Genomic DNA, 20,131 nt, shown 5'->3' on the forward strand with positions numbered 1-20,131 from the left:
GTCAAATGCTTTCGATCACCAGATTGGTGTTGGTGTAAACACAGATCTCCGCCGCGATGGCCATGGCGCGACGAACGATGGTTTCGGCATCGAGATCCATCGGCAGCAGCGCGCGCGCCGCCGCCAGGGCGTAGTTGCCGCCGGAGCCAACCGCCATGACACTGCCATGCTCGGACTGTTCAGGCTCGAGCACATCGCCATTGCCGCTGAGGAGCAGCGAGGCGTTGCGATCGGCGACGAGCATCATCGCCTCGAGCCGGCGCAAATAGCGATCGGTGCGCCAGTCCTTGCCAAGCTCGACGCAGGCGCGGACCAGCTGATCGGGATATTGTTCGATCTTGGCTTCCAGCCGCTCGAACAGTGTAAAGGCGTCGGCCGTGGCGCCAGCGAAGCCCCCGATGACATTGCCCTTGCCGAGGCGGCGAACCTTGCGGGCATTGCCCTTGACCACCGTCTGGCCGAGGCTCACCTGTCCGTCGCCGCCGACAACGACCTGGCCGCCCTTACGGACCATCAGAATGGTGGTGGCGTGCCAGCTCGCGGGGCCACCAGCATGACTGTCCTGGGACATATATTATAATCTCGCGGAAGAGGCCGGACCGGGCCGGCACAACGTCTGTTTAGGACCGACCATCTATGGCGCTGGGGCGACCCACGCAAGAGTCGTAGCCAGAATAGTCCAGGCTAAGAATAGTTAGGGGTGACCTGGTAAGGGTGATCTGGACCAAGGGTAGAAAAGCCGCCTTGGGATTGATAGAAGCCCGGCATCCCCTCGGAGAATTGAGCCGAATGCGTACCGCGACCATCACGCGCCAGACGAAAGAGACGAGCATTTCCGTCACCGTCAACCTCGACGGCACCGGAAAGACCTCGATTTCGACCGGAATCGGCTTTTTTGACCATATGTTGGACCAATTGGGCCGCCACAGCCTGATTGACCTCGAGGTCAAAGCCGATGGCGACCTGCACATCGATGACCACCATACGGTCGAGGACACCGGCATCGCGATCGGCCAGGCGCTGCGCAAGGCGCTGGGCGACCTGCGCGGCATCGTCCGTTATGCCGATGTGCGTCTGCCGATGGACGAAACCCTGACCCAGGTCGCCGTCGACCTGTCGGGCCGGGCCTTCCTGGTGTTCCGGACACAATTCTCGACGCCCAAGATCGGCACCTTCGACACCCAGCTGGTGCGCGAGTTTTTCCAGGCCTTCGCCATGAATGCTGGCATGACTTTGCATATCGAGACTGCATATGGCGTCAACGATCACCATATTGCGGAGTCCTGCTTCAAGGGCGTGGCCCGAGCCTTGCGAGCCGCCGCAACGATCGATCCGCGCCAAAAGGATCAAGTTCCCTCGACCAAGGGAACGTTGTCCGTCTGATATCATTTGAGTTTCGCATGCCTGTCTTCACCATTCACACCCCCTCCGCGAGCCCCTCCGGCGGCGACCCCGCCGCCGGCGCTGTTTTCGTGCGCGAGGGCTTTTCCCGCATGGCCTTCTTGTTTGGGCCGCTCTGGCTCCTGTGGAACCGGCGCTGGATCGTCTTTGGCCTGTGGTTTCTGGCTTTTGCCTGCGTTTTCTTCGCCATCCGCCGGCTGGACTTCAATCCGGCTTTGATGCCCGCCTATTATTTCGGCATCGGCCTGCTTCTTGGCCTTGAAGCGCCCGTTCTGCGCCGCGCCGCGCTCAACGGCCGGGGCTTCGCGCTCTCCGATGTCGCTATCGCTGAAAACCGGCGGGAAGCTGAGATCACCTGGTTTGCCCGCCGCCGCCCGGCTACGGCAGCGCCGGCTCTCGCCGCCGCGATCAACCCGGCGCGCGCCGTTCCCCCGGTTGGCCTGTTTCCCGACATGACGCCGGGTCCGCGGCCATGAACACTGTCGCCATCATCGACTACGGCTCCGGCAATTTGCATTCGGCGCGCAAGGCCTTCGAGCGCGCCGCGCAGGACAGCACCGCCAGCTCGACCATTATCGTCACCTCCGACCCGGACGTGGTGGCCGAGGCCGATCGCATCGTCCTGCCCGGTGTCGGCGCTTTCGCCGACTGCCGGCAGGGGCTCGATGCGACCACCGGCATGGTCGAAGCGCTGCAAGAGGCGGTGATCGCCAAGGGCCGGCCGTTTCTGGGCATCTGCGTCGGCATGCAGCTTCTCGCCACGCGCGGACTTGAACATGTGACGACACAAGGCCTCGACTGGATCGGCGGCGATGTCGTGGCGTTGCAGCCGTCCGATGCGGCGCTGAAAGTGCCGCACATGGGCTGGAACACGATCACCTTGAACCAGCCGCATCCGCTGTTCGATGGCATCGCCACCGGCGACAATGGCCTGCACGCCTATTTCGTTCATTCCTATCACCTGAGCGCCGCCTCAAAATCATTGGTTCTGGCGACAGCTGATTATGGTGGCGCGGTCACGGCGGTGGTCGGACGCGACAATATTATTGGTACGCAATTTCACCCCGAGAAGAGCCAGAAACTGGGCCTCGGGCTGATCGGCAATTTCCTGAGGTGGACTCCGTGATTCTGTTTCCTGCGATCGATCTGAAAGACGGGCAATGCGTTCGCCTTATCCATGGCGACATGTCGCAGGCCACCGTCTTCAATGACGATCCGGCCGCGCAGGCGCAGACCTTCGAGAAGCAAGGCTTCGAATATCTGCATGTCGTCGATCTCGACGGCGCGTTTTCGGGCAAGCCGATGAATGCGCTAGCGGTCGATTCGATTCTCAAGGCGATCAAGATTCCGGTGCAGCTTGGCGGCGGCATTCGCGATATGCGCACGGTCGAAGGCTGGCTCGAAAAAGGCGTGAGCCGCACGATTATCGGCACGGCAGCGGTGAAGGATCCGTCGTTCGTGCGTGAAGCAGCGCGTCTGCATCCTGGCCGTATCGCTGTTGGCGTCGATGCCCGCGATGGCCTTGTCGCCGTTGAAGGTTGGGCGCGCGTATCGCAACTATCGGCGCTTGATATCGGCAAAAGATTCGAAGACGCCGGTGTCGCAGCCATTATCTATACGGACATTTCACGCGATGGCGTGTTGATGGGCCTCAACATCGAAGCGACCCTGGCGCTGGCCGATGCGCTGACGATTCCAGTGATCGCGTCGGGCGGCCTCGCCTCCATGGCCGACGTTACCCGTATGTTGGAACCTGATTGCGCGCGCCTGGCCGGCGCCATCACGGGCCGTGCGCTCTATGACGGCCGCCTCGATGCGGCCGAGGCGTTGGCGCTGATCCGCGCGGCGCGGGAGAAGTCGGTTGCTTAAGTGCCGGGTCATTCCCTGTCTCGACGTCAAGGACGGCCGGGTGGTGAAGGGCGTCAACTTCGTCGACCTGCGCGATGCGGGCGATCCGGTTGAATCCGCCATTGCCTATGATGCCGCCGGCGCCGACGAATTGTGCTTTCTCGACATCACCGCCAGCCATGAAAATCGTGGCACCATTCTCGACGTGGTGCAGCGGACGGCCGAAGCCTGTTTCATGCCGCTGACGGTGGGGGGCGGCGTCCGCACCACCGACGATATCCGCAAGTTGCTCTTGGCCGGCGCCGACAAGGTGTCGATCAATACGGCGGCGGTGTTCAACCGCGAGTTCGTGCGCGAAGCGGCGGAGAAATTCGGCAGCCAGTGCATTGTCGTGGCCATCGACACCAAGCGTGTCGGCGACGGCAAATGGGAAATCTTCACCCATGGCGGCCGCAAGCCGACCGGCATCGACGCGGTGGCCTATGCGCGTGAGGTCGAGGCGCTCGGCGCCGGCGAGATCCTGCTGACCTCGATGGACCGCGACGGCACCCGCTCGGGCTTTGCCATCGACGTCACCCGGACCATTGCCGATGCGGTGAAAATCCCGCTCATCGCCTCCGGAGGCGTCGGCACTCTCGACCATCTGGTGGATGGCATTCGCGACGGCCACGCCAGCGCCGTGCTGGCCGCCTCTATTTTCCATTTTGGCGAGTTTACGATACGACAGGCCAAGGAACACATGGCGGCGGCGGGGCTTGCCGTCCGCAACGACTAACCGATCGATCTCCTGTTCGAAAAGGCGGCCTTCTGTTTGAACGGCAGCTTGTTTTTGAAAGGTATCTGGAAAGGTATCCGCGTTTGAGTGCGTTCACCCTGCAGGATCTGGCTGCGATCATCTCCCAGCGCAGCGGATCAAGTGCCGAAAAGTCCTATACAAAATCCCTGCTCGAAGGCGGTAAGCATCGGGTGGCGAAGAAGTTCGGCGAAGAGGCATTTGAACTGGCCCTGGCCACGGTCGACGGCACTAACGCAGACGTGAAAGCGGAAGCAGCCGATGTCCTGTATCACATGCTGGTTCTACTGCAGGCGCGCGGCATCCCTGTCGCCGACGTGCTGAATGAGCTAGAAACCCGGACCCAACAGTCGGGCCACCAGGAAAAGGCGTCGCGCGCGCCAGGTGGCTAGAGGTTGTAGAGAGAGTTCGTAACCCGCATCCGGCGGCGGAGTATTCCATGGACGAAATTTCCGGACTGGCGACATTGCCCAGCGACTTCTCGATCTACCGGCACTTCACCCGTGCCGAATGGGCGGCGCTGCGCGCCGACACGCCGCTGACTTTGACGGGCGACGATCTCGCCAAATTGCAGTCGATCAACGATCCGATTTCGCTGGAAGAGGTCATCGCCATCTACCTGCCGCTGTCGCGCCTGCTGGCGCTTTACGTGGCAGCAACCCAGGGGCTGTTCAAAGCAACGCAGCGCTTTCTGGGCGCCGACGGCAAGGTGCCCTACATCATCGGCGTCGCCGGCTCGGTCGCCGTTGGCAAATCGACCACGGCCCGCGTGCTGAAAGCGCTGCTGTCGCGCTGGCCCAACACGCCGAAGGTGGATCTGGTCACGACCGATGGCTTCCTGTTTCCCAACGAAGTCCTGGTTCGCGATCATTTGATGGACAAGAAGGGCTTTCCGGAAAGCTACGACGGCACGGCGCTGGTGCGCTTCCTGTCGCAGATCAAGGCCGGGCAGGGCAATGTCAAAGCACCGGTCTATTCGCATCTGACCTATGACATCGTGCCGGATCAATCCATCACTGTCGACCGACCCGATATTCTGATCGTCGAAGGCCTGAACGTGTTGCAGCCGTCGCGCCCCGACAGCGACATCGCCTTCGCCTCGGATTTTTTCGATTTCTCGATCTATCTCGACGCCAACGAGAATGATCTCCTGAAATGGTATGTGGCGCGCTTCATGCGCCTGCGCGGAACCGCCTTCCGCGATCCGCGATCCTATTTCAGGAAATACGCCGACCTCACCGACGATGAAGCGCGGCAGACCGCGATCGACATCTGGACGCGCATCAACCTGCGCAACCTCAACGAAAACATCCTGCCGACACGGCCACGCGCCAGCCTGGTGCTGACCAAGGCCGCGATGCATAGCATCGAGCAAGTGGCGTTGCGGAAGCTGTAGGCTTTATGCCCAGCCCAAGCGATCGCGCAGACGAGCGCTGACCTGCGGCCACTCGCTATCGATGATGCTGTAGCGCATCGAATTGCGCTGTCGGCCATCCGGCATGATGCGCTCGTTACGAATCAACCCTTCCTCGGTGGCCCCGAGCCGCAGAATGGCGGCGCGCGACGCTTGGTTGAGTTCGTCTGTCGTGAACTGCACCCGGACGCAGGCCAAACTTTCAAACGCATGTTGCAGCATGAGGAACTTCGCCTCGGTGTTGACGAAGCTGCGCTGCTGGCTGGCGGTCAGCCAGGTGTGGCCGATCTCAAGCTTGCGATTTTCCTGGTCGATCTTCCAAAAGCGCGTGCTCCCCACAATACGGGCATCCACCTGCGTCACGAACGGGATGACCGTCCCCGCCTCGCGTCCTTTCAAGGCCGCCTCGATATAGCGATCGACGCTGTCAGGTCCGGGAACGGTCGTTACGCGCAGCTTCCAAAGCTCGCCATCGGCGGCAGCGGCAAGAAGCGCCTCCCGGTGCTTTGTTTCCAGGGGGATCAGACGCACGCGTGGGCCCGAGAGAGTCGGACGCAGATCGATCATGTGAAAGCCTCGATATCTTCCTGGCCTTCGCATATCATTCCGATGCAGATGTTGTCTTTCGACGAGTTTTTCGCCAGGAATTTCTCGGCCGCTTTGAAAGACTTACGCCACTCATAAGTGGCCTTACTACATTTATAATTTCAAACCGCGTTGTTGCGTGCGGGAACCCCTTCGTACGCTGTCGACATCGGGTCGCGACGGGAGGGTCAAGACATGAGCGATAAAATCAACGCTCCGTTTCTGAGAAACGCTTGGTATCAGGCGGCGTGGAGCGACGAGCTGAAAGACGGCATGCTGGCGCGCACCATCATGAATGAGCCGTTGCTGTTCTTCCGCGATGCCAGCGGCAAGATCGGTTGTGTCGAGGATCGTTGCTGCCATCGCGGTGCGCCGCTGTCGCACGGCAAGATCGTCGAGAACGGGCTGCAGTGCGGCTACCACGGCCTCGTCTTCGACGTGAATGGCAAGTGCGTTGAGATCCCTGGCCAAGACAACATTCCGCCGATGGCGAAAGTGAAGTCGCATCCGGTCGTCGAACGGCAGGAGTTCGTCTGGGTGTGGATGGGCGATCCGGCGCTGGCTGACGAAAGTAAGATCGTCGACTGGCCCTATCACGACAATCCGAGGAAATATCCGCACCGCAAGGCGATGATGCCGATCAAGATCAATTACATGATGATGATCGACAATCTGATGGACCTGACCCATCTCGGCTATGTCCACACCAAGACCATCGGCGGCAATCCCAAAATCCATGTCGAAGCAAAGATGCACGCGGAGCGCACCGAACATGGTGCCCGCCTCATTCGCTGGCTTCTCGATGTCACACCGCCGCCGACCTACGTGCGCGCGGTGGGTTTCAAGGGTAAGATCGATCGCTGGATGGATTTCGAATACGTCCTCCCCGGTAGCGTCAAGCAATGGACCGGTGCGCTCGATGTCGGCCGTGGCGCGGTCGAAAACCGCGAACAGGACGGTTTTCACCTGCATCTCTTTCACGGCATCACACCGCAGACCGAGAATACCTCGCTCTATTTCTGGTCAGCCGCCAACAGCTATCGGCAGGATGAGCCGCATGCCACCGACGAACTTTACAACGAGATTCACCCGACCTTCCTGGAAGACGTGGTGATCATGGAGGCGCAGCAGCAACGCCTCAGCGCCGATCCCGATCGTCCGCTGCTACCGATCAAGGCCGACTATGCGCTGACCCATGCGCGCCGCGCTTTCCAGAAGGCGCTGGATGAAGAGCGAGCGACCCTCTCCACGGCGGCGGAATGACCTTCGCGATTGATGGCGGAGCGTGGGCTCGTTACACAGGTCGCGGCTTTGTACTTCGTTCCGCAAGCTCGATGCTACCAGCCGAGCAAACGCCGAAACCAAGATCGTTTGGTCGCACTCGTCAACTTGTCATATCGCTCGATAGTCACCCATTCTCGAGCCTGCTGAGAAGGTCCGTGTCCAATTTTCGTAATAAGATTGTACTTAGGAGATTCATAGTGATTCTCCGCAGTGAATGGTTTGCGAAACTTCCGGCCGACGTCACTAGCGGCCACAAAATACGCGTTGACGCCAATCGGGTCGCACCCGACAAGGTACATCTCCTTGTTCAGGCCAATAAGCTCCAGCGCCTTTAACCCGGCTCCGAACCAATTTGATCCGTCCCATACAGCGATCGGATCATAAGGCACTTCGATCGGATAGCTGGGCGGTAAAGATGCGTTGTATTCGACGCACACAACCCTCGATCGCCGATTGAGAACACGCCAAATATGGCTCGTGTTTTGGTCAACATCGATAGATACGAGGTCGAATAAAGGGGGTGCCCCGGCGTCATCCAACAGCTCGTTGATGTTGCTGGTCGTCACCATCGCCGAGACGATCTTCAACGCGCCGGATTGAATATAGCGTCGAAAAAGCATTCTCGCGCGTTCTGCTTTTTCACTGTCGCCTTCTATCCAAATGCCATGCCATCCCTGCTCCAGCAGGAGGCGCGTCGTGCATTCGCGCCCATCTTCGATTCCTATTTCAAGAAAAACTCGGTATCTGATGCCAATTCTATGAAATATTTCGGCAAGTACTCCGTCTTCGGAATGCTGGCTGTAGACCTGCGAATACGCGCGACCCAGGCGAAGAGGATCGCTGTATCTGCCATCGGCGGCATTCAGCAACGCGAGAAGACTGAGATTCGAATATTCCTTTCCCAGCCAGGTGTGAGTTTTGATGGCGTCTAGATTGGACTGCAATCTATCTGCGAATTTCGACATCGTATTTGGGCCTATGCCGTTGTTGTCGATTAAGGGTTGAATGAAACCCCTTGGAGCTTCGTGGACGATCCAAGCCTCAAAGTCACAGCCGAGGCAGCAATCGCAAGCCCACTAGGAGACGGAAAAGACGATTTCGCCCCAAAGAAAGACAATGGTCGTTGAATTTGTGAAGAACTCTCGTTGTTTCATCGAGCCGTGTAGATGTTTGCTCGAAGTTGTTGCGCAGCGTTTCATTTTTTTCAGCGAGCACTCGATTCGTCTCTGTTAGGCTGCTTGTGTGGTTCGTTTGCGCCTCAAGAGCCCGTCGAGCCTCGGCGGCCCACCGCATAGTTGAGAGGATTAACTCGTCGACACCGGACGCAGGTGCACGTTGATCCCCATTGTGCATCTGTGGAAGAAAATAGAAACAGTTCTTGGATTTTGCGTCCGCGACGCCAGCATTCTCTGGCGGCAGCTTCGCAGCAACCTCCAGAGCAAAATCCCAATCGTTCAAAACCACTCCGGCTAAGACGGCGAGTTTTATATGCGCTTTTCGTTGAACCGGCTTGGCCGTGGGCTTTCGCCAACTGGAGCAATGTCGAGCAACAACCATGTTCCGCATAGCGAGGTATTCGTGAAGATCAAACAGTCGGTTCTTGATGACTTGTGCATCGAGACGACGGAGAATTCGGCTCCATGAAGGTACGTGAGTTATGTCAAGTTCAACCCCACCTTGTTTGGGATGAATGACGAATACCGCGCCGGGCTCCGTAGTGATGTAGACTGGAAACTCGCTAAAGACTTGCGTCTGAAAATCGATGTCGCTTGGCAAGCCCGCGTGCAGATATGGATATCCAATAAAGCGCAAAACGTCGGATCGCCATAAAATCGAACTCCAAGCGTAATGACCAAACGTCATCCAATCCCTTAGATGTTCTTTCGCTGTGAGCTTGCCGAACCGAAGTTTATCAAGGGGCGACGGATACGTGCCGAGAAAATCGCCATCTTCATTTCTAACTTCAGACACAAATATCGCGGCGCCAAGTTCTCGATCTTGATCGAGGATTGAAGCGGCTTTCCACAAAAAGTCCGGAAGAAGCCAATCGTCGTCGGCTAGCGGCACGAAATAGTCGGACTTTATGCTACCGAGCGCCCGCTGAAAGTTGGCGGTAGGGCCAACGTTGTCTCCATTTCTGAAATAGGTAACTCTCGAATCTGATCTCGCCAGGCTGCTTACGTATTCCTCTGTCCCATCAGTGGATGCATTATCGAAGACATGCACCTGGATTGATACACGCGTCTCCTGAAGCACGCTTTCAAGCGCCTTTTTTAATGAATCGCGACGATTGTAGGTCGGCACAACAACGGTAATTTTGACGTCAGCTGATTGCATTTTTCGGGCCGATCGAACTCTGTCTCATATGAGCGGCATTGTCGCGGTGGTCTCTAAAATGTCAATTTATTAAGGGGATAGCCGTGGCCACTCTCTTCGCATGGCGACTGCCACGCGCCCTGACACCAACATGCAGATTATCTGCCAGCCATAAGCTCATACAAACACCCCATGATCGACATCACCTTCCGCAAGGCGACCCGCGCCGACCTGCCCGCCATTGTCGCCTTGCTGGCGGATGATCCATTGGGCGCGGCGAGAGAAGAATTCACAGATCCATTGCCCGCAGCCTACGTCGAAGCGTTTGAAGCCTTGGACCACGATCCCAACCAGCTTCTCGCAGTCGCCGAGAGCGAAAGCAAAATCATCGGCACGCTGCAATTGAGCTTCATTCCCGGTCTGTCGCGACGCGGCGCCTGGCGTGGCCAGATCGAGTCGGTGCGTATTGCAGCAGGCTCTCGCAGTGCGGGGATTGGCGAAAAGATGTTTCACTGGGCGATCGAGCAATGCCGCGCGCGCGGTTGCCAACTTGTGCAGCTGACGACCGATAAGAGCCGCGCCGACGCGCATCGCTTTTATGATCGTCTGGGCTTCAAGGCGTCGCACGTCGGCTACAAACTCGAGTTGAATTGAGGCGCTTTACGCAACAGTCCTCCGCACATCCCTAGATCCTGGATCGCCTTCGGCGTCCGGGAAGATGCCAAGGTGCGTGCTCGCCAGGGGCGATGGGCCAAGTCCCAAAAGCCAGCTCCCAAGAGCGCTGTCCCACATCAATGGCCGTGCTCATCGCGGCAAACCGTCGGAACATGTTGTTCTTGCACGAGACGCCACCCTCCGGTTAATGACGAGGCAACGAACCCGCATAGACATTGAACGCGGGCCATAACGGGAGGGATGCATGAAACGCAAAGATTTGGATCGAAGAGACGTCGTCAAAGGGCTTGGCGCAGCAGGACTGACGCTGACCATACCGGCCGCGGCTTTTGGTCAAACCGAATATCCGGCGCAACCCATTCACATCTATATCGGCTTTCCGGCCGGCAGCGGCGCGGACATTCTTGGCCGTTACTTCACCAACAAGCTCGCCGAGATTTCCCCCAAGCCGATCGTTGTCGAGAATCGCCCGGGCGCGACCAGCAATATCGCGGTCGGCTTGGTCGCCAAGGCAAAGCCCGACGGCTATTCGGTGCTGTTTGTCGCCAACTCGAACATGGCCGGTTCGCGCTATCTGTTTAAGTCGCTGCCGTTCGACACGGTGACGGATTTCACGCCCGCCGCTTCCTTCGCGCAGATCGTGTTCGTCATCGTCGTGGCGCCGGACTCGAAATACAACTCGGTGGCCGAGCTGACCGCGTTTTTGAAAACCACCGATCGCGCCAAATATGGCTATACCAACCAGACGGCGCAGTTGGCCGCCGAGCTGTATAAGGCGATGGGCAACGTCAAAGCCGAGCCAGTGTCCTACCGCACGGCGCCCGATGCCTTGCCGGACGTGACCAATGGGACGCTCGACTTCATGGTGATGGACGGCACGTTCGCCGCGGCTCAAGTGCGATCCGGCCGGCTCAAATGTCTTGCCGTCACGACGAAGGAGCGCTCCTCGTCCTTCCCCGGCGTTCCGACCATGGATGAGGTCGGCTTCAAGGGCTATGAGTTTGCCCCCTGGTGGGGCGCCTTCTTCCCCAAAGGCACACCGCAACCGATCATCGATAAGTTCGCCGGTTGGTTGATCGAGATCGGTAAAATGCCTGAGACGGCGAAATTTCTTGAGACGGTCGGCGCCATTCCGCACCATGAAAACGGCAAGGAAGTTTCAGCGCGGATCTTGGCCGACATCGAACGATGGGGGCCGATCGTCAAGGCGGCGAATATCGTACCGCAATAGGCGGGTCGCCTAAGCGCCACACGCTCGGAAATCCCGGATCACCTGCTGTGCAGGTGTCCGGAAAGACACCGAGCGAGATCAAATCATTTAGCGGTCGTCCCCGACGACACGCGTTTCTGGCACCTTGAGAATGAGCGTATCGTCGGCGACCACAGGCCGGCCGCTCTGGGCGCGCACGTCGAGGCGCACCGGCTCTCCCGTGGCGCGTTCAATCAAGCGCGAATGCTCCTCGCCTGGTCCGAACAGATGCTGCTCGCCCCATTGCCGGAGCGCCACCATGACTGGGAAGAGATCACGGCCCATGGCGGTGAGGTGATATTCCTGGCGGGAGCCTTTGTCGGAGGCCGGCACCGCTTCAAGAATGCCCCGCGCGATCAGCATGCGCAGGCGCTCGGACAGAATGTTCTTGGCGATACCGAGGTTCTTTTCGAATTCGCCGAACCGGGTCAGCCCGTCGAAGGCATCGCGCACGATCAGCAGCGACCACCAATCACCAATGGCATCAAGCGCCCGGGCGCTTGGGCAATAATCGCCTTGCAGGCTCCTGCGCTTGACCATGGCTGTTATCCATCACAACTGCGTTATATGGTTGCATAATAAAACCAATATTGATACGGATCAATTAGTTTCATTATAAAACTAACTGGAGCCAATCACATGGCCTTGGACATTGGAGCGCCACCGGACGACCGCGTCGAAACGGCCACGCTGTCCCGCGCCCTCATCCTGCTGTTCGCGGTGGCGAGCGGGCTCGCGGTCGCCAACGCTTACTTCGCCCATCCGCTGCTCGACGTGATGGCGGACGACCTTGGCCTGTCGCGCGCCACGGCTGGAATGATCGTTGGCGCCACCCAGGTCGGCTATGGGCTGGGGCTCATCCTGCTGGTGCCGCTGGGCGATCTCGTTGACCGGCGCAAGCTGGTGTTGGGGCAATCGCTGCTCTCGGTGCTCGCGCTCGCCGCGGTGAGTTGGTCGACGACGGGGGCGATGCTGCTGGCCGCCATGGCGGCGATGGGCCTATTGGCTGTCGTCACGCAAACCCTCGTCGCCTATGCCGCGAGCCTAGCGAAACCGGTTGAGCGCGGACAGGTCGTCGGTGTCGTCACCAGCGGTATCGTGCTCGGCATTTTGCTGGCGCGTGTCGTCGCCGGCGCACTCACCGACATTCTCGGCTGGCGCGCAGTCTATCTCGCCTCAGCCATCGTGACGCTGGCGATCGTCGCGCTGCTTTACAAATTTCTGCCGCCGCAGGAACGGCGCGAACAGACGCTGTCCTATCCGCGCCTGATCGTGTCGCTGTTCACGCTCTTTATGGAGGAGCCGGTGCTGCGCATCCGTGCCGTGATCGCCATGCTGATCTTCGCCAACATCACCACCTTGCTGACACCGCTGGTGCTGCCGTTGAGCGCGCCGCCGTTCTCACTGTCCCATGCGGAGATTGGCTTGTTCGGTCTAGCTGGTGCTGCTGGCGCGCTTGGCGCGACACGCGCCGGGCGCTGGGTCGACCAAGGCTACGGTCAGCGCACGACGGGCATCGCGCTGGTGCTCATGCTCATCGCGTGGTTCCCAATCGCGCTATTGTCACACTCGATCCTGTGGCTTGTTCTCGGCGTCGTCGTCATCGACTTCGGTCTGCAGGCCGCGCACGTTACCAATCAGGGCATGATCTATCGCGTGCGGCCGGAGGCGCAGAGCCGGCTGACCGCCGCCTATATGGTTTTCTATTCCATCGGCAGCGCCCTCGGCTCGTCGAGCTCAACGTGGATCTATGAGCATTGGGGATGGAGCGGCGTCTGTTTGCTCGGTGCCGGCATCAGCGCGCTGACACTGATTTTCTGGGCCGCAACGTTGCGGGCAACGCCGACGGTGGCAACGCAAGCGAACACCAGCAATACGTGAATAAAAAACGGCGCCCATGAAGGCGCCGTTTTCGAACTCGGATTAAACCGATCAGAGACCGAGGCCGTTTTCGTTGGCGAGCGCTGACAGGTTGCGCTGCGGGCGGGCGCCGATGTGCTGGATCACTTCGCCGGCGGCGAGCGCGCCCAGCTGAGCGCAGGTCCTGTGGTCCTGACCGCGCGACAGGCCGGCCAAGAAACCGGCGGCGTAGAGATCGCCGGCACCGGTGGTGTCGACCAGCTTTTCGATCGGATAGGCCGGCACCGCGATCGTCTCGCCACGGGTGACGACGAGCGAGCCCTTCTCGGAAACGGTGACCGCACCGAGAATGTCTTCGTTGCGCAGGGCGGTCACGGCCGAGTCAAAATCCGAGGTTTCGTAGAGCGACTTCAATTCGTGCTGATTGGCGAACAGAATGTCGACGGTCTTGCTGCGGATGAGTTCGAGGAATTCAGCGCGATAGCGATCGACGCAGAATTGATCCGACAAGGTCAGCGCGACGCGGCGACCGGCGGCATGGGCGATCTCGGACGCGCGCACGAAAGCCTGCTTGGCCGCTGGCGGATCCCAGAGATAGCCTTCGAGATAGGTGATGGCTGAAGCGCGCACCAGGTCAGCATCGACATCTTCGGGGCCGAGATTCTGGCAGGCGCCCAGGAAGGTGTTCATGGTGCGCTCGCCATCGGGCGTCACCAGCACGAGGCAGCGCGCGGTGGCCGGGCCATCCTGCGCCGGCTGGGTGGTGAAGTGCACGCGCATGGCGCGGATATCATGGGCGAAGGCCTTGCCGGTCTCATCCGCCTTCACTTTGCCGATGAAGGCCGTGCTGGCGCCAAACGAAGCCGCGCCGACGATGGTGTTGGCGGCGGAACCACCGGAGATGATCGTCGTCGATCCCATCTGCTTGTAGAGGCTTTCGGTACGCGCCTCGTCGATCAGCATCATGCCGCCCTTGGCGAGCTTCTCGCGCGACAGCAGATCGTCGTCCACCATGCTGATGACGTCGACAATCGCATTACCCAGTCCAAGCACATCGTATTGGGACGTCATCGTGCGGCATTCCCTCTGTAAATTCGGGTCAATTCAGGCGGGTTCGTGTCGCATCCACCGTCCGCGCCGTCAAGCACGGGCCTATCTAAGGGTTGGAATGGGCCTTCAGCCGCTTGCGCAGAAGTTCCAGAAATTGCACCAGATCCTCGCCATCGAGATTGCCAATCTCCTTGGCCAGGCGATTGGCGAATTCGGTGGCCTTGGGATTCATCCCAGCCGTCGACAGCGTGACGTTCGGATCGGATATCTCAGCCAGACGCTCGAGTTCCTCGGCCTCATCCCAGATAACATTGAAGAAGACGATGATGCGCTGGACCAGATACCAGGTGGGCCTGCCGCGACGGCCATGTTCCAAAGCCGACAGATAGGCGGGCGAGACGCTGAGCGCATGCGCCATGGTTTTGAGCGTAATTCCCCGCTCTTCCCGCAGGTCGCGGATTTTCTGGCCGAAGGGCGTCATGGATCGGACATCCGCGCACCCCGGCTGCGCAACCGCACATAGAGCGCGCCGCTACCGCCATGACGGGCCGAGGCTTCCTCGAAGCCGAGAACAACCGTGCGCAGTTCCGGCGCCGACAGCCATTGCGGCACAGCGCGTCGCAGCACGCCCGCTTCGCGAAACGGCATCGCGTCATCGGCCACGCGGGTCGAGCCCTTACCGGTGACGACGATAACGACACGGCCACCAGCCGCTTGGGCACGATGCAGAAAGCCGATCAACTGCACATGGGCGGTGGCTTGGCGCATGCCATGCAAATCGATGCGGGCGTCGACTTCGATCTGTCCGCGCGAGAGCCGCTGGCGGGTGCGCCGCTCGACCGGCGCCAAAGGCAGCAGCGCCGGTTTGGCCACGGGCGGTGCGACGACCGGCTTTGCGACGGCGGACACTTTCATCGGCTTGGCTTGCTTGACCGGTTTGTTGGCCGGCTTGGTCTCTTTCTGCGGCGGCTCTTCGACAGGCAACGCCTCGGCCGCGCGTTTGCGCCGGCGCAGCGGATTGACGTGCCGGGTCACGATTTTCCAGAGCTCCGCTTCATGCGGCTCAAGAGCGCGTTTACCGCGCGATTTGGAAACATCTTTCGGTTTCACCGTGACCCCACGCCGGTGCGCGGCAACAGAACATAGAAATTGCCGCCGTGCCTGATGTCACCCGCCAAAGCGCCGGCCTTGTCGCCCGTGCCGTAGAAAATATCGGCACGCGCAGCGCCGACAATCGCGGTGCCCGTATCCTGGGCGATCATCAACCGGCGAAATGGTTTGGTGCGACCCAACGCATCGGGCAGATCCGCATCGATCCAGAACGGCAGACCATAGTGCCATAGGCTGCGATCAACCGCGATCGATCGCAGCGGCGTGAGTTCGACCCCTTCGCCGCCGACGGGTCCCTGTTCTTCTTTGAGATTGTCGAGCGCTTTATAGAAGACATAGGAGCGATTGCTCTGCAGCAGCTTTCGACCCGGCTCGCCTTCGCCCTGGCCGTTGTCGCGCACCCATTGCTTCAATCGCGCCAGCGACATGTCGGCGACCGCGATCTGTCCGCCATCAACGAGGAGCTTGCCGATCGAGGTATAAGGATGGCCATTGCGCCCGGCATAGGCGAGACGCAGCAAGCGCCCACCGGGCAAGCGAACGCGTGCCGATCCCTGCACGTGAATCATGAAGGCTTCGATGCCGTCACGCACCCAAACGACAGGGCGGGTGCGCGTGGCGAGCGCGCCCTTGTCGATCTCGGCGCGGCTCGGCAGCACCGGCTGGCTGCTGATCGACGACGTATAAGCGATGTCATCGGGCAGGGACAGAATCGGCTCTTGAAAGTCGGCGCTACGTTCGAGGCTGCCTGCCACTTCCGGTTCGTAATAGCCGGTGAGAAAGCCGCGATCGTAAGGATTGGCGCCGGGGATCGGCTCGATGCGCCACGGCGCGAAATAGCGTTCGATCAAAGCGCGTGCCGCATGCGCATCTCGCGGGGCAGCTGTCAGCGCGACAGAGCAGAAAGCTTGAAACGTCGAACTCGGCACCTGGCCGATGCGGATCGACGGAGCGGCCTCATTGAGACGTTCGCAGGATTTGCGCAGCGTCGTCCAGGCAGCAAGGTGATCATCGCCGGCAAAACCTGGCAGGCGCTCGAAGGAAATCTCTTGCAAGCGGGCGCGCGCCGCCAGTTCGGGCGGCGGGAAGCTTTCAGCGGAGAGAGAGGAGACAGGGGCCATGGCGATCACCATGACAGAAAATACAACGCCTAACCCTACCGATCTATGATCGGTTCCGCTCCGGCCGGTTTTATCCGGCCGGCTCTCGGCCGACGCCTCAACGATCGCCGTCGGCGACAATCACCAGGCGCCAGTTTGGATCGCGCGCGCTGGTATCGCGCTCGAAGGTCCAGACGTCGACAAGATCGGACACATGTTCCGCATCGCCATCGATGACAGTGCCGTTCCGGTCGCGAGTCGCAGTGATGAGCTTGCTGACGAAGCGCATGGTGATCTGCGCCACCTTGCCGCGCAGGATCGCATCGGTCATCTGCGCCTTGTCGATGGACACAAAGGTGGTCTCGACCTTTTCGCCACGCGCTTCGCGATCGGTGATTGCCTGGGCGAAGCTGTCGAACACCTCTTTGGCGAGCAGTCCACGCAGGGCCTGGCGGTCGCCCGAGGCAAAGGCCGTGATGATCATTTCATAGGCGGACTTGGCGCCGGTGATGAAACCCTTGCCGTCGAAACTCGGGTCGACAGCGACGATCTGGTCAAGGCCAAGCCAAACCTTGGAGCCAGGCTCGGCCACATCGGTCCAGCGATCGCGGGATTCGGCCACCGCGGCCGTTGTCGGCGCGCCGGCATCATTAGCCGCTCCCGGCAGGCGCACGACGACGCCATCATTGCCATTACGGCCGGGGGCCGCGCCATTGGGCGCTGGCGACCGCTCGGGCCGGGGCTTTTCCGGACCCGGTCGCGTCCCAAGCACGGATCGCAGCTTCCAGACCACGAAAATGGCCAGAAGCGCGAAAACAATGGTTGTTACATCAAACGAGTCCTGCATACCGACCTGTTTCCTAGTCTCTTACGCCTTTGACCACAGGCCCTGGCTCGTTATCTTGCCGGGTCTTGTGTTGCGCAACCATAAAATTTCGCCGCGCCCACCCTATATTGGCGTCAAATGGCTTTCTAACCAGATGAAGGATGCGAACAAAGCAGCATGCGCGGATTTTCGCTAGGAACTCTGTCCTTTATTTTGCTGTTTCTTGCAGAAATTGCGACTTATGTGGTCGTAATCGACGCATGGGGCTTTGGCGCCGCTCTTGGCATCGGTTTTGGCTCGCTGATGCTCGGATTTTTGGTCCTGGCTAAGCTTGGCAGGAATATGGGCGAGGTGTTCGCCGGCGCGGGCGGGCGGATCGTCCAGCTCTCTTTCAACGGCCTGTTTTCGGGCGGCTTGCTGATCGCCGGCGCAATCTTGCTGATTCTGCCGGGTTTCCTCACCGATTTCATCGGCCTGCTGCTGATCGGCGCCAGCTGGGGCCTGAAACTGCTGCCGGCGCGTTTCAGCCCGGTCTCTTCGCCGATCCGCGAAGCCAATGACGGGATCACCGACCTGCGGCCGGAGGAATGGTCGTCGAACCGCAACAGCCAGCCCTGATGGCTTTTGCGGGATCGCATTTGTCCCGGCCCGGCAATCATGCTAGGCGGCGTCGCGATAATTGAAGGCAGCCCATTGGCTGTCCGACGACACGACCGGACAAGGGTTTAGCAATGGCGGAGAATGGGTCGAACGGCGCGGCGAACGGAGCAAACGGCGGCGCTTTGCCGCAGCTCAACGTGCTGGTCCAATACACGAAGGATTTGTCGTTCGAAAACCCGAACGCGCCGCGTTCGCTGGCCCCGCAGGGCGAGCCGCCGAACATTTCCATCCAGGTCAATGTCAACGCCAACCAGATCAACGAGACCGATTTCGACGTCAATCTGATGCTCGAAGGCTCGGCCGGCGAAGGCGCCAATGTCCTGTTCAAGTTTGAACTCACCTATGGTGGCGTGTTCAAGCTGCAGCACATTCCCGAGAACGAAATCCATCCGGTCGTGTGGATCGAATGCCCGCGGCTGCTGTTCCCCTTCGCCCGGCAGATCGTCGCCGACGCGGTGCGCAATGGTGGCTTCCCGCCGCTGCTGCTCGATCCGATCGATTTCGTTGCCCTCTATCGGCAGCGCATGGAACAGCTGCAGGCAGCTGGCGCGACCGCGTAACCACGGTCCGTCATTCCAAATCATCGAAGCTGGTTCTGACACGGTCAGAGCCAGCTTTTTTATTGTTTAGAAATAGCGTTGCCAGATCGCCTTTTCGCCGAGCTTCTCGAGCAGCTTGCTGTGTGCGGCAAGCTCTTCGACGCTGACGGTTGGCGCCAACGCGGTTTCGCGCTTTTTCAAGAAATCGCCCACCACTTGATCGACGGCGGTGGACTGGGATTCGGCCAGCACGAAATGCGACTGACGGCCACCCAAGAGCTCCGCATAGACCTCGGCGAGAATTTCCGAATCGAGCAAGGCGCCATGTTTGGTGCGGCGTGAATTGTCGATGCGATAACGGGAGCAGAGCGCGTCGAGAGAATTCGAGGCGCCTGGATGTTTGCGCCGCGCTAAGGCGAGGGTGTTCGTCACCCGGTCCATCTTGAGCAGCGTGCGCTGCGTGCGCCCCAGCTCAGCATTGAGAAATTTGATATCGAATTCGGCGTTGTGAATGATCAGCTGATCGCCGGCGATGAACTCAATAAACTGGTCGGCGACATCAGCGAATTTCGGTTTGCCCTTCAGAAATTCGGCCGACAGGCCGTGAATGCGAAAGGCTTCCTCCGGCATGTCGCGTTCGGGATCGAGATAGACGTGAAACGTCTGTCCGCTTGGAATGAGATTGATCAGTTCGACGCAGCCGATTTCGACCAGTCGGTCGCCGCTGTTGGGATCAAGGCCCGTGGTTTCCGTATCGAGAACGATTTCGCGCAGCGACACTCGTTATCCTCTTCAAACACTCAATATATAGTTCAACGGCAATAATTCAGCGTCCTGCGATCGCAGACAGCAGATCATCGACCTGCCGCGCCGCATGGGCGAATCCATGGCCGGTATCGACAATATAATGAGCTTTGGCGCGCTTGATTGCGTCAGGAGTCTGCCGGGCGAGAATTGCACTGAATTTTTCGTCGCTCATGCCTGGCCGCGCCAGGACGCGCGCCTTCTGGACCTCCGCACTGGCGCTGACGACGACGACCATATCGACGCTGCGCTCACCACCGATTTCGATCAGAAGCGGAATATCCAGGACGACGACGGGTGTGCGCTGGGCGCGGCAGCGGGCGAGGAAAGCATCGCGATGGGCGCCGACCAGCGGATGGATAAGGGCTTCGAGTTGCTTCATCGCTTCAGGCCGGTTGAGCACGGCGGCACCGAGCTTTTGCCGATCGACAATGCCGTCGACGACGGTGCCGGGAAACGCCGCCTCGATCAGCGGCGCGGCCGTACCCTGATAGAGTTCATGCACGGCGCTGTCGGAATCATGCACAGGAACGCCGCGATCGCGAAACATCTGCGCGGTCGTGGATTTTCCCATGCCGATCGAGCCAGTCAGTCCGATGACGATCATCTGGCGTCCC

Annotated in this window: 25 protein-coding genes; 13 read left to right on the forward strand and 12 right to left on the reverse strand. The window is 59.9% G+C overall.

What is annotated here, in order from left to right:
- Nucleotide 1: 1 nt before the first annotated feature.
- On the reverse strand, nt 2-571 hold the full coding sequence (hslV, locus tag BLW50_RS21090; RefSeq protein WP_090706229.1) for an ATP-dependent protease subunit HslV: 570 nt from the start codon (nt 569-571) through the stop codon (nt 2-4).
- Nucleotides 572-789: 218 nt separating this feature from the next.
- Here hslV and hisB point away from each other — a divergent pair, with 218 nt between their 5' ends.
- The 7 genes from hisB (at nt 790) to coaA (ending at nt 5,438) form a co-directional block, all read left to right on the forward strand.
- Nucleotides 790-1,383, forward strand: a complete 594-nt coding sequence (gene hisB, locus BLW50_RS21095) for an imidazoleglycerol-phosphate dehydratase HisB (protein ID WP_090706231.1) — start codon at nt 790-792, stop codon at nt 1,381-1,383.
- Nucleotides 1,384-1,400: 17 nt separating this feature from the next.
- Nucleotides 1,401-1,877 (forward strand): DUF2628 domain-containing protein, encoded by a 477-nt coding sequence (locus BLW50_RS21100; protein WP_090706234.1) that lies wholly within the window; start codon nt 1,401-1,403, stop codon nt 1,875-1,877.
- Entirely contained in the window at nt 1,874-2,527 is a 654-nt protein-coding gene (gene hisH / locus BLW50_RS21105) for an imidazole glycerol phosphate synthase subunit HisH (RefSeq protein WP_090706237.1), read from the forward strand. Before BLW50_RS21100 ends, hisH begins: the two co-directional genes overlap by 4 nt.
- Complete coding sequence (gene hisA / locus BLW50_RS21110; protein ID WP_090706240.1) at nt 2,524-3,270, forward strand: 1-(5-phosphoribosyl)-5-[(5-phosphoribosylamino)methylideneamino]imidazole-4-carboxamide isomerase; 747 nt, start codon at nt 2,524-2,526, stop codon at nt 3,268-3,270. The genes hisH and hisA overlap by 4 nt, the downstream gene beginning before the upstream one ends.
- The gene (hisF, locus tag BLW50_RS21115) at nt 3,263-4,024 is read left to right on the forward strand and encodes an imidazole glycerol phosphate synthase subunit HisF (protein WP_090706242.1); all 762 of its coding nucleotides are present in this window, start codon (nt 3,263-3,265) and stop codon (nt 4,022-4,024) included. The genes hisA and hisF overlap by 8 nt, the downstream gene beginning before the upstream one ends.
- An 83-nt stretch (nt 4,025-4,107) precedes the next feature.
- Nucleotides 4,108-4,434: a phosphoribosyl-ATP diphosphatase gene (locus tag BLW50_RS21120; RefSeq protein WP_090706245.1), complete on the forward strand. Its 327-nt coding sequence runs from the start codon at nt 4,108-4,110 to the stop codon at nt 4,432-4,434.
- Nucleotides 4,435-4,481: 47 nt separating this feature from the next.
- On the forward strand, nt 4,482-5,438 hold the full coding sequence (gene coaA / locus BLW50_RS21125) for a type I pantothenate kinase (protein ID WP_090706247.1): 957 nt from the start codon (nt 4,482-4,484) through the stop codon (nt 5,436-5,438).
- Nucleotides 5,439-5,441: 3 nt separating this feature from the next.
- On the opposite strand, the gene BLW50_RS21130 is transcribed toward coaA, so the two are convergent.
- A complete protein-coding gene (locus BLW50_RS21130; protein WP_090706250.1) occupies nt 5,442-6,023 on the reverse strand; it encodes a GNAT family N-acetyltransferase in 582 nt (193 codons plus the stop codon).
- 213 nt (nt 6,024-6,236) lie between these two features.
- On the opposite strand from BLW50_RS21130, the gene BLW50_RS21135 reads away from it, so the two are divergent.
- Entirely contained in the window at nt 6,237-7,304 is a 1,068-nt protein-coding gene (locus tag BLW50_RS21135) for an aromatic ring-hydroxylating dioxygenase subunit alpha (protein ID WP_090706252.1), read from the forward strand.
- A gap of 74 nt (nt 7,305-7,378) precedes the next feature.
- Here BLW50_RS21135 and BLW50_RS21140 read toward each other — a convergent pair whose 3' ends face one another.
- Both BLW50_RS21140 and BLW50_RS21145 read right to left on the reverse strand, forming a co-directional pair.
- Nucleotides 7,379-8,290, reverse strand: coding sequence for a hypothetical protein (locus BLW50_RS21140; RefSeq protein WP_090706255.1), 912 nt, complete (start codon nt 8,288-8,290; stop codon nt 7,379-7,381).
- A gap of 82 nt (nt 8,291-8,372) precedes the next feature.
- Nucleotides 8,373-9,662 (reverse strand): glycosyltransferase family 2 protein, encoded by a 1,290-nt coding sequence (locus BLW50_RS21145; protein ID WP_090706258.1) that lies wholly within the window; start codon nt 9,660-9,662, stop codon nt 8,373-8,375.
- Nucleotides 9,663-9,833: 171 nt separating this feature from the next.
- Here BLW50_RS21145 and BLW50_RS21150 point away from each other — a divergent pair, with 171 nt between their 5' ends.
- Both BLW50_RS21150 and BLW50_RS21155 read left to right on the forward strand, forming a co-directional pair.
- Nucleotides 9,834-10,295, forward strand: coding sequence for a GNAT family N-acetyltransferase (locus BLW50_RS21150; protein WP_090706260.1), 462 nt, complete (start codon nt 9,834-9,836; stop codon nt 10,293-10,295).
- Nucleotides 10,296-10,560: 265 nt separating this feature from the next.
- Nucleotides 10,561-11,547 carry a Bug family tripartite tricarboxylate transporter substrate binding protein gene (locus BLW50_RS21155; protein WP_090706263.1) on the forward strand — a complete coding sequence of 329 codons (987 nt, stop codon included), beginning with the start codon at nt 10,561-10,563 and terminating at the stop codon, nt 11,545-11,547.
- Between the two features lie 87 nt (nt 11,548-11,634).
- Here the strand turns inward: BLW50_RS21155 and BLW50_RS21160 are convergent, their stop codons facing one another.
- The gene (locus tag BLW50_RS21160; RefSeq protein ID WP_090706266.1) at nt 11,635-12,105 is read right to left on the reverse strand and encodes a winged helix-turn-helix transcriptional regulator; all 471 of its coding nucleotides are present in this window, start codon (nt 12,103-12,105) and stop codon (nt 11,635-11,637) included.
- A 99-nt stretch (nt 12,106-12,204) separates the two neighbouring features.
- Between BLW50_RS21160 and BLW50_RS21165 the strand changes: the two genes are divergently transcribed.
- Nucleotides 12,205-13,446, forward strand: coding sequence for an MFS transporter (locus BLW50_RS21165; protein ID WP_090706267.1), 1,242 nt, complete (start codon nt 12,205-12,207; stop codon nt 13,444-13,446).
- A gap of 51 nt (nt 13,447-13,497) precedes the next feature.
- Here the strand turns inward: BLW50_RS21165 and BLW50_RS21170 are convergent, their stop codons facing one another.
- The 5 genes from BLW50_RS21170 to BLW50_RS21190 all read right to left on the reverse strand — a co-directional run bounded on the left by BLW50_RS21170 (nt 13,498) and on the right by BLW50_RS21190 (nt 17,532).
- Nucleotides 13,498-14,496: an adenosine kinase gene (locus BLW50_RS21170; protein WP_090706269.1), complete on the reverse strand. Its 999-nt coding sequence runs from the start codon at nt 14,494-14,496 to the stop codon at nt 13,498-13,500.
- Nucleotides 14,497-14,581: 85 nt separating this feature from the next.
- Nucleotides 14,582-14,956, reverse strand: coding sequence for a helix-turn-helix domain-containing protein (locus BLW50_RS21175; protein ID WP_090706271.1), 375 nt, complete (start codon nt 14,954-14,956; stop codon nt 14,582-14,584).
- Nucleotides 14,953-15,585 (reverse strand): Smr/MutS family protein, encoded by a 633-nt coding sequence (locus BLW50_RS21180; RefSeq protein WP_090706274.1) that lies wholly within the window; start codon nt 15,583-15,585, stop codon nt 14,953-14,955. The genes BLW50_RS21175 and BLW50_RS21180 overlap by 4 nt, the downstream gene beginning before the upstream one ends.
- Nucleotides 15,582-16,706, reverse strand: a complete 1,125-nt coding sequence (locus BLW50_RS21185) for a murein transglycosylase A (RefSeq protein WP_244544334.1) — start codon at nt 16,704-16,706, stop codon at nt 15,582-15,584. The genes BLW50_RS21180 and BLW50_RS21185 overlap by 4 nt, the downstream gene beginning before the upstream one ends.
- A 97-nt stretch (nt 16,707-16,803) precedes the next feature.
- Nucleotides 16,804-17,532: a Tim44/TimA family putative adaptor protein gene (locus BLW50_RS21190; RefSeq protein WP_090706277.1), complete on the reverse strand. Its 729-nt coding sequence runs from the start codon at nt 17,530-17,532 to the stop codon at nt 16,804-16,806.
- A 156-nt stretch (nt 17,533-17,688) separates the two neighbouring features.
- Between BLW50_RS21190 and BLW50_RS21195 the strand changes: the two genes are divergently transcribed.
- Both BLW50_RS21195 and secB read left to right on the forward strand, forming a co-directional pair.
- Nucleotides 17,689-18,129, forward strand: coding sequence for an FxsA family protein (locus BLW50_RS21195; protein ID WP_090706279.1), 441 nt, complete (start codon nt 17,689-17,691; stop codon nt 18,127-18,129).
- A gap of 113 nt (nt 18,130-18,242) precedes the next feature.
- Nucleotides 18,243-18,731: a protein-export chaperone SecB gene (gene secB, locus BLW50_RS21200; RefSeq protein WP_090706281.1), complete on the forward strand. Its 489-nt coding sequence runs from the start codon at nt 18,243-18,245 to the stop codon at nt 18,729-18,731.
- A 66-nt stretch (nt 18,732-18,797) separates the two neighbouring features.
- On the opposite strand, the gene dnaQ is transcribed toward secB, so the two are convergent.
- On the reverse strand, nt 18,798-19,484 hold the full coding sequence (gene dnaQ / locus BLW50_RS21205; protein WP_090709476.1) for a DNA polymerase III subunit epsilon: 687 nt from the start codon (nt 19,482-19,484) through the stop codon (nt 18,798-18,800).
- A 52-nt stretch (nt 19,485-19,536) separates the two neighbouring features.
- Entirely contained in the window at nt 19,537-20,121 is a 585-nt protein-coding gene (coaE, locus tag BLW50_RS21210) for a dephospho-CoA kinase (RefSeq protein WP_090709478.1), read from the reverse strand.
- Nucleotides 20,122-20,131: the final 10 nt, after the last annotated feature.

Source organism: Beijerinckia sp. 28-YEA-48, from assembly GCF_900104955.1.
Classification (GTDB): Bacteria; Pseudomonadota; Alphaproteobacteria; order Rhizobiales; family Beijerinckiaceae; genus Terripilifer.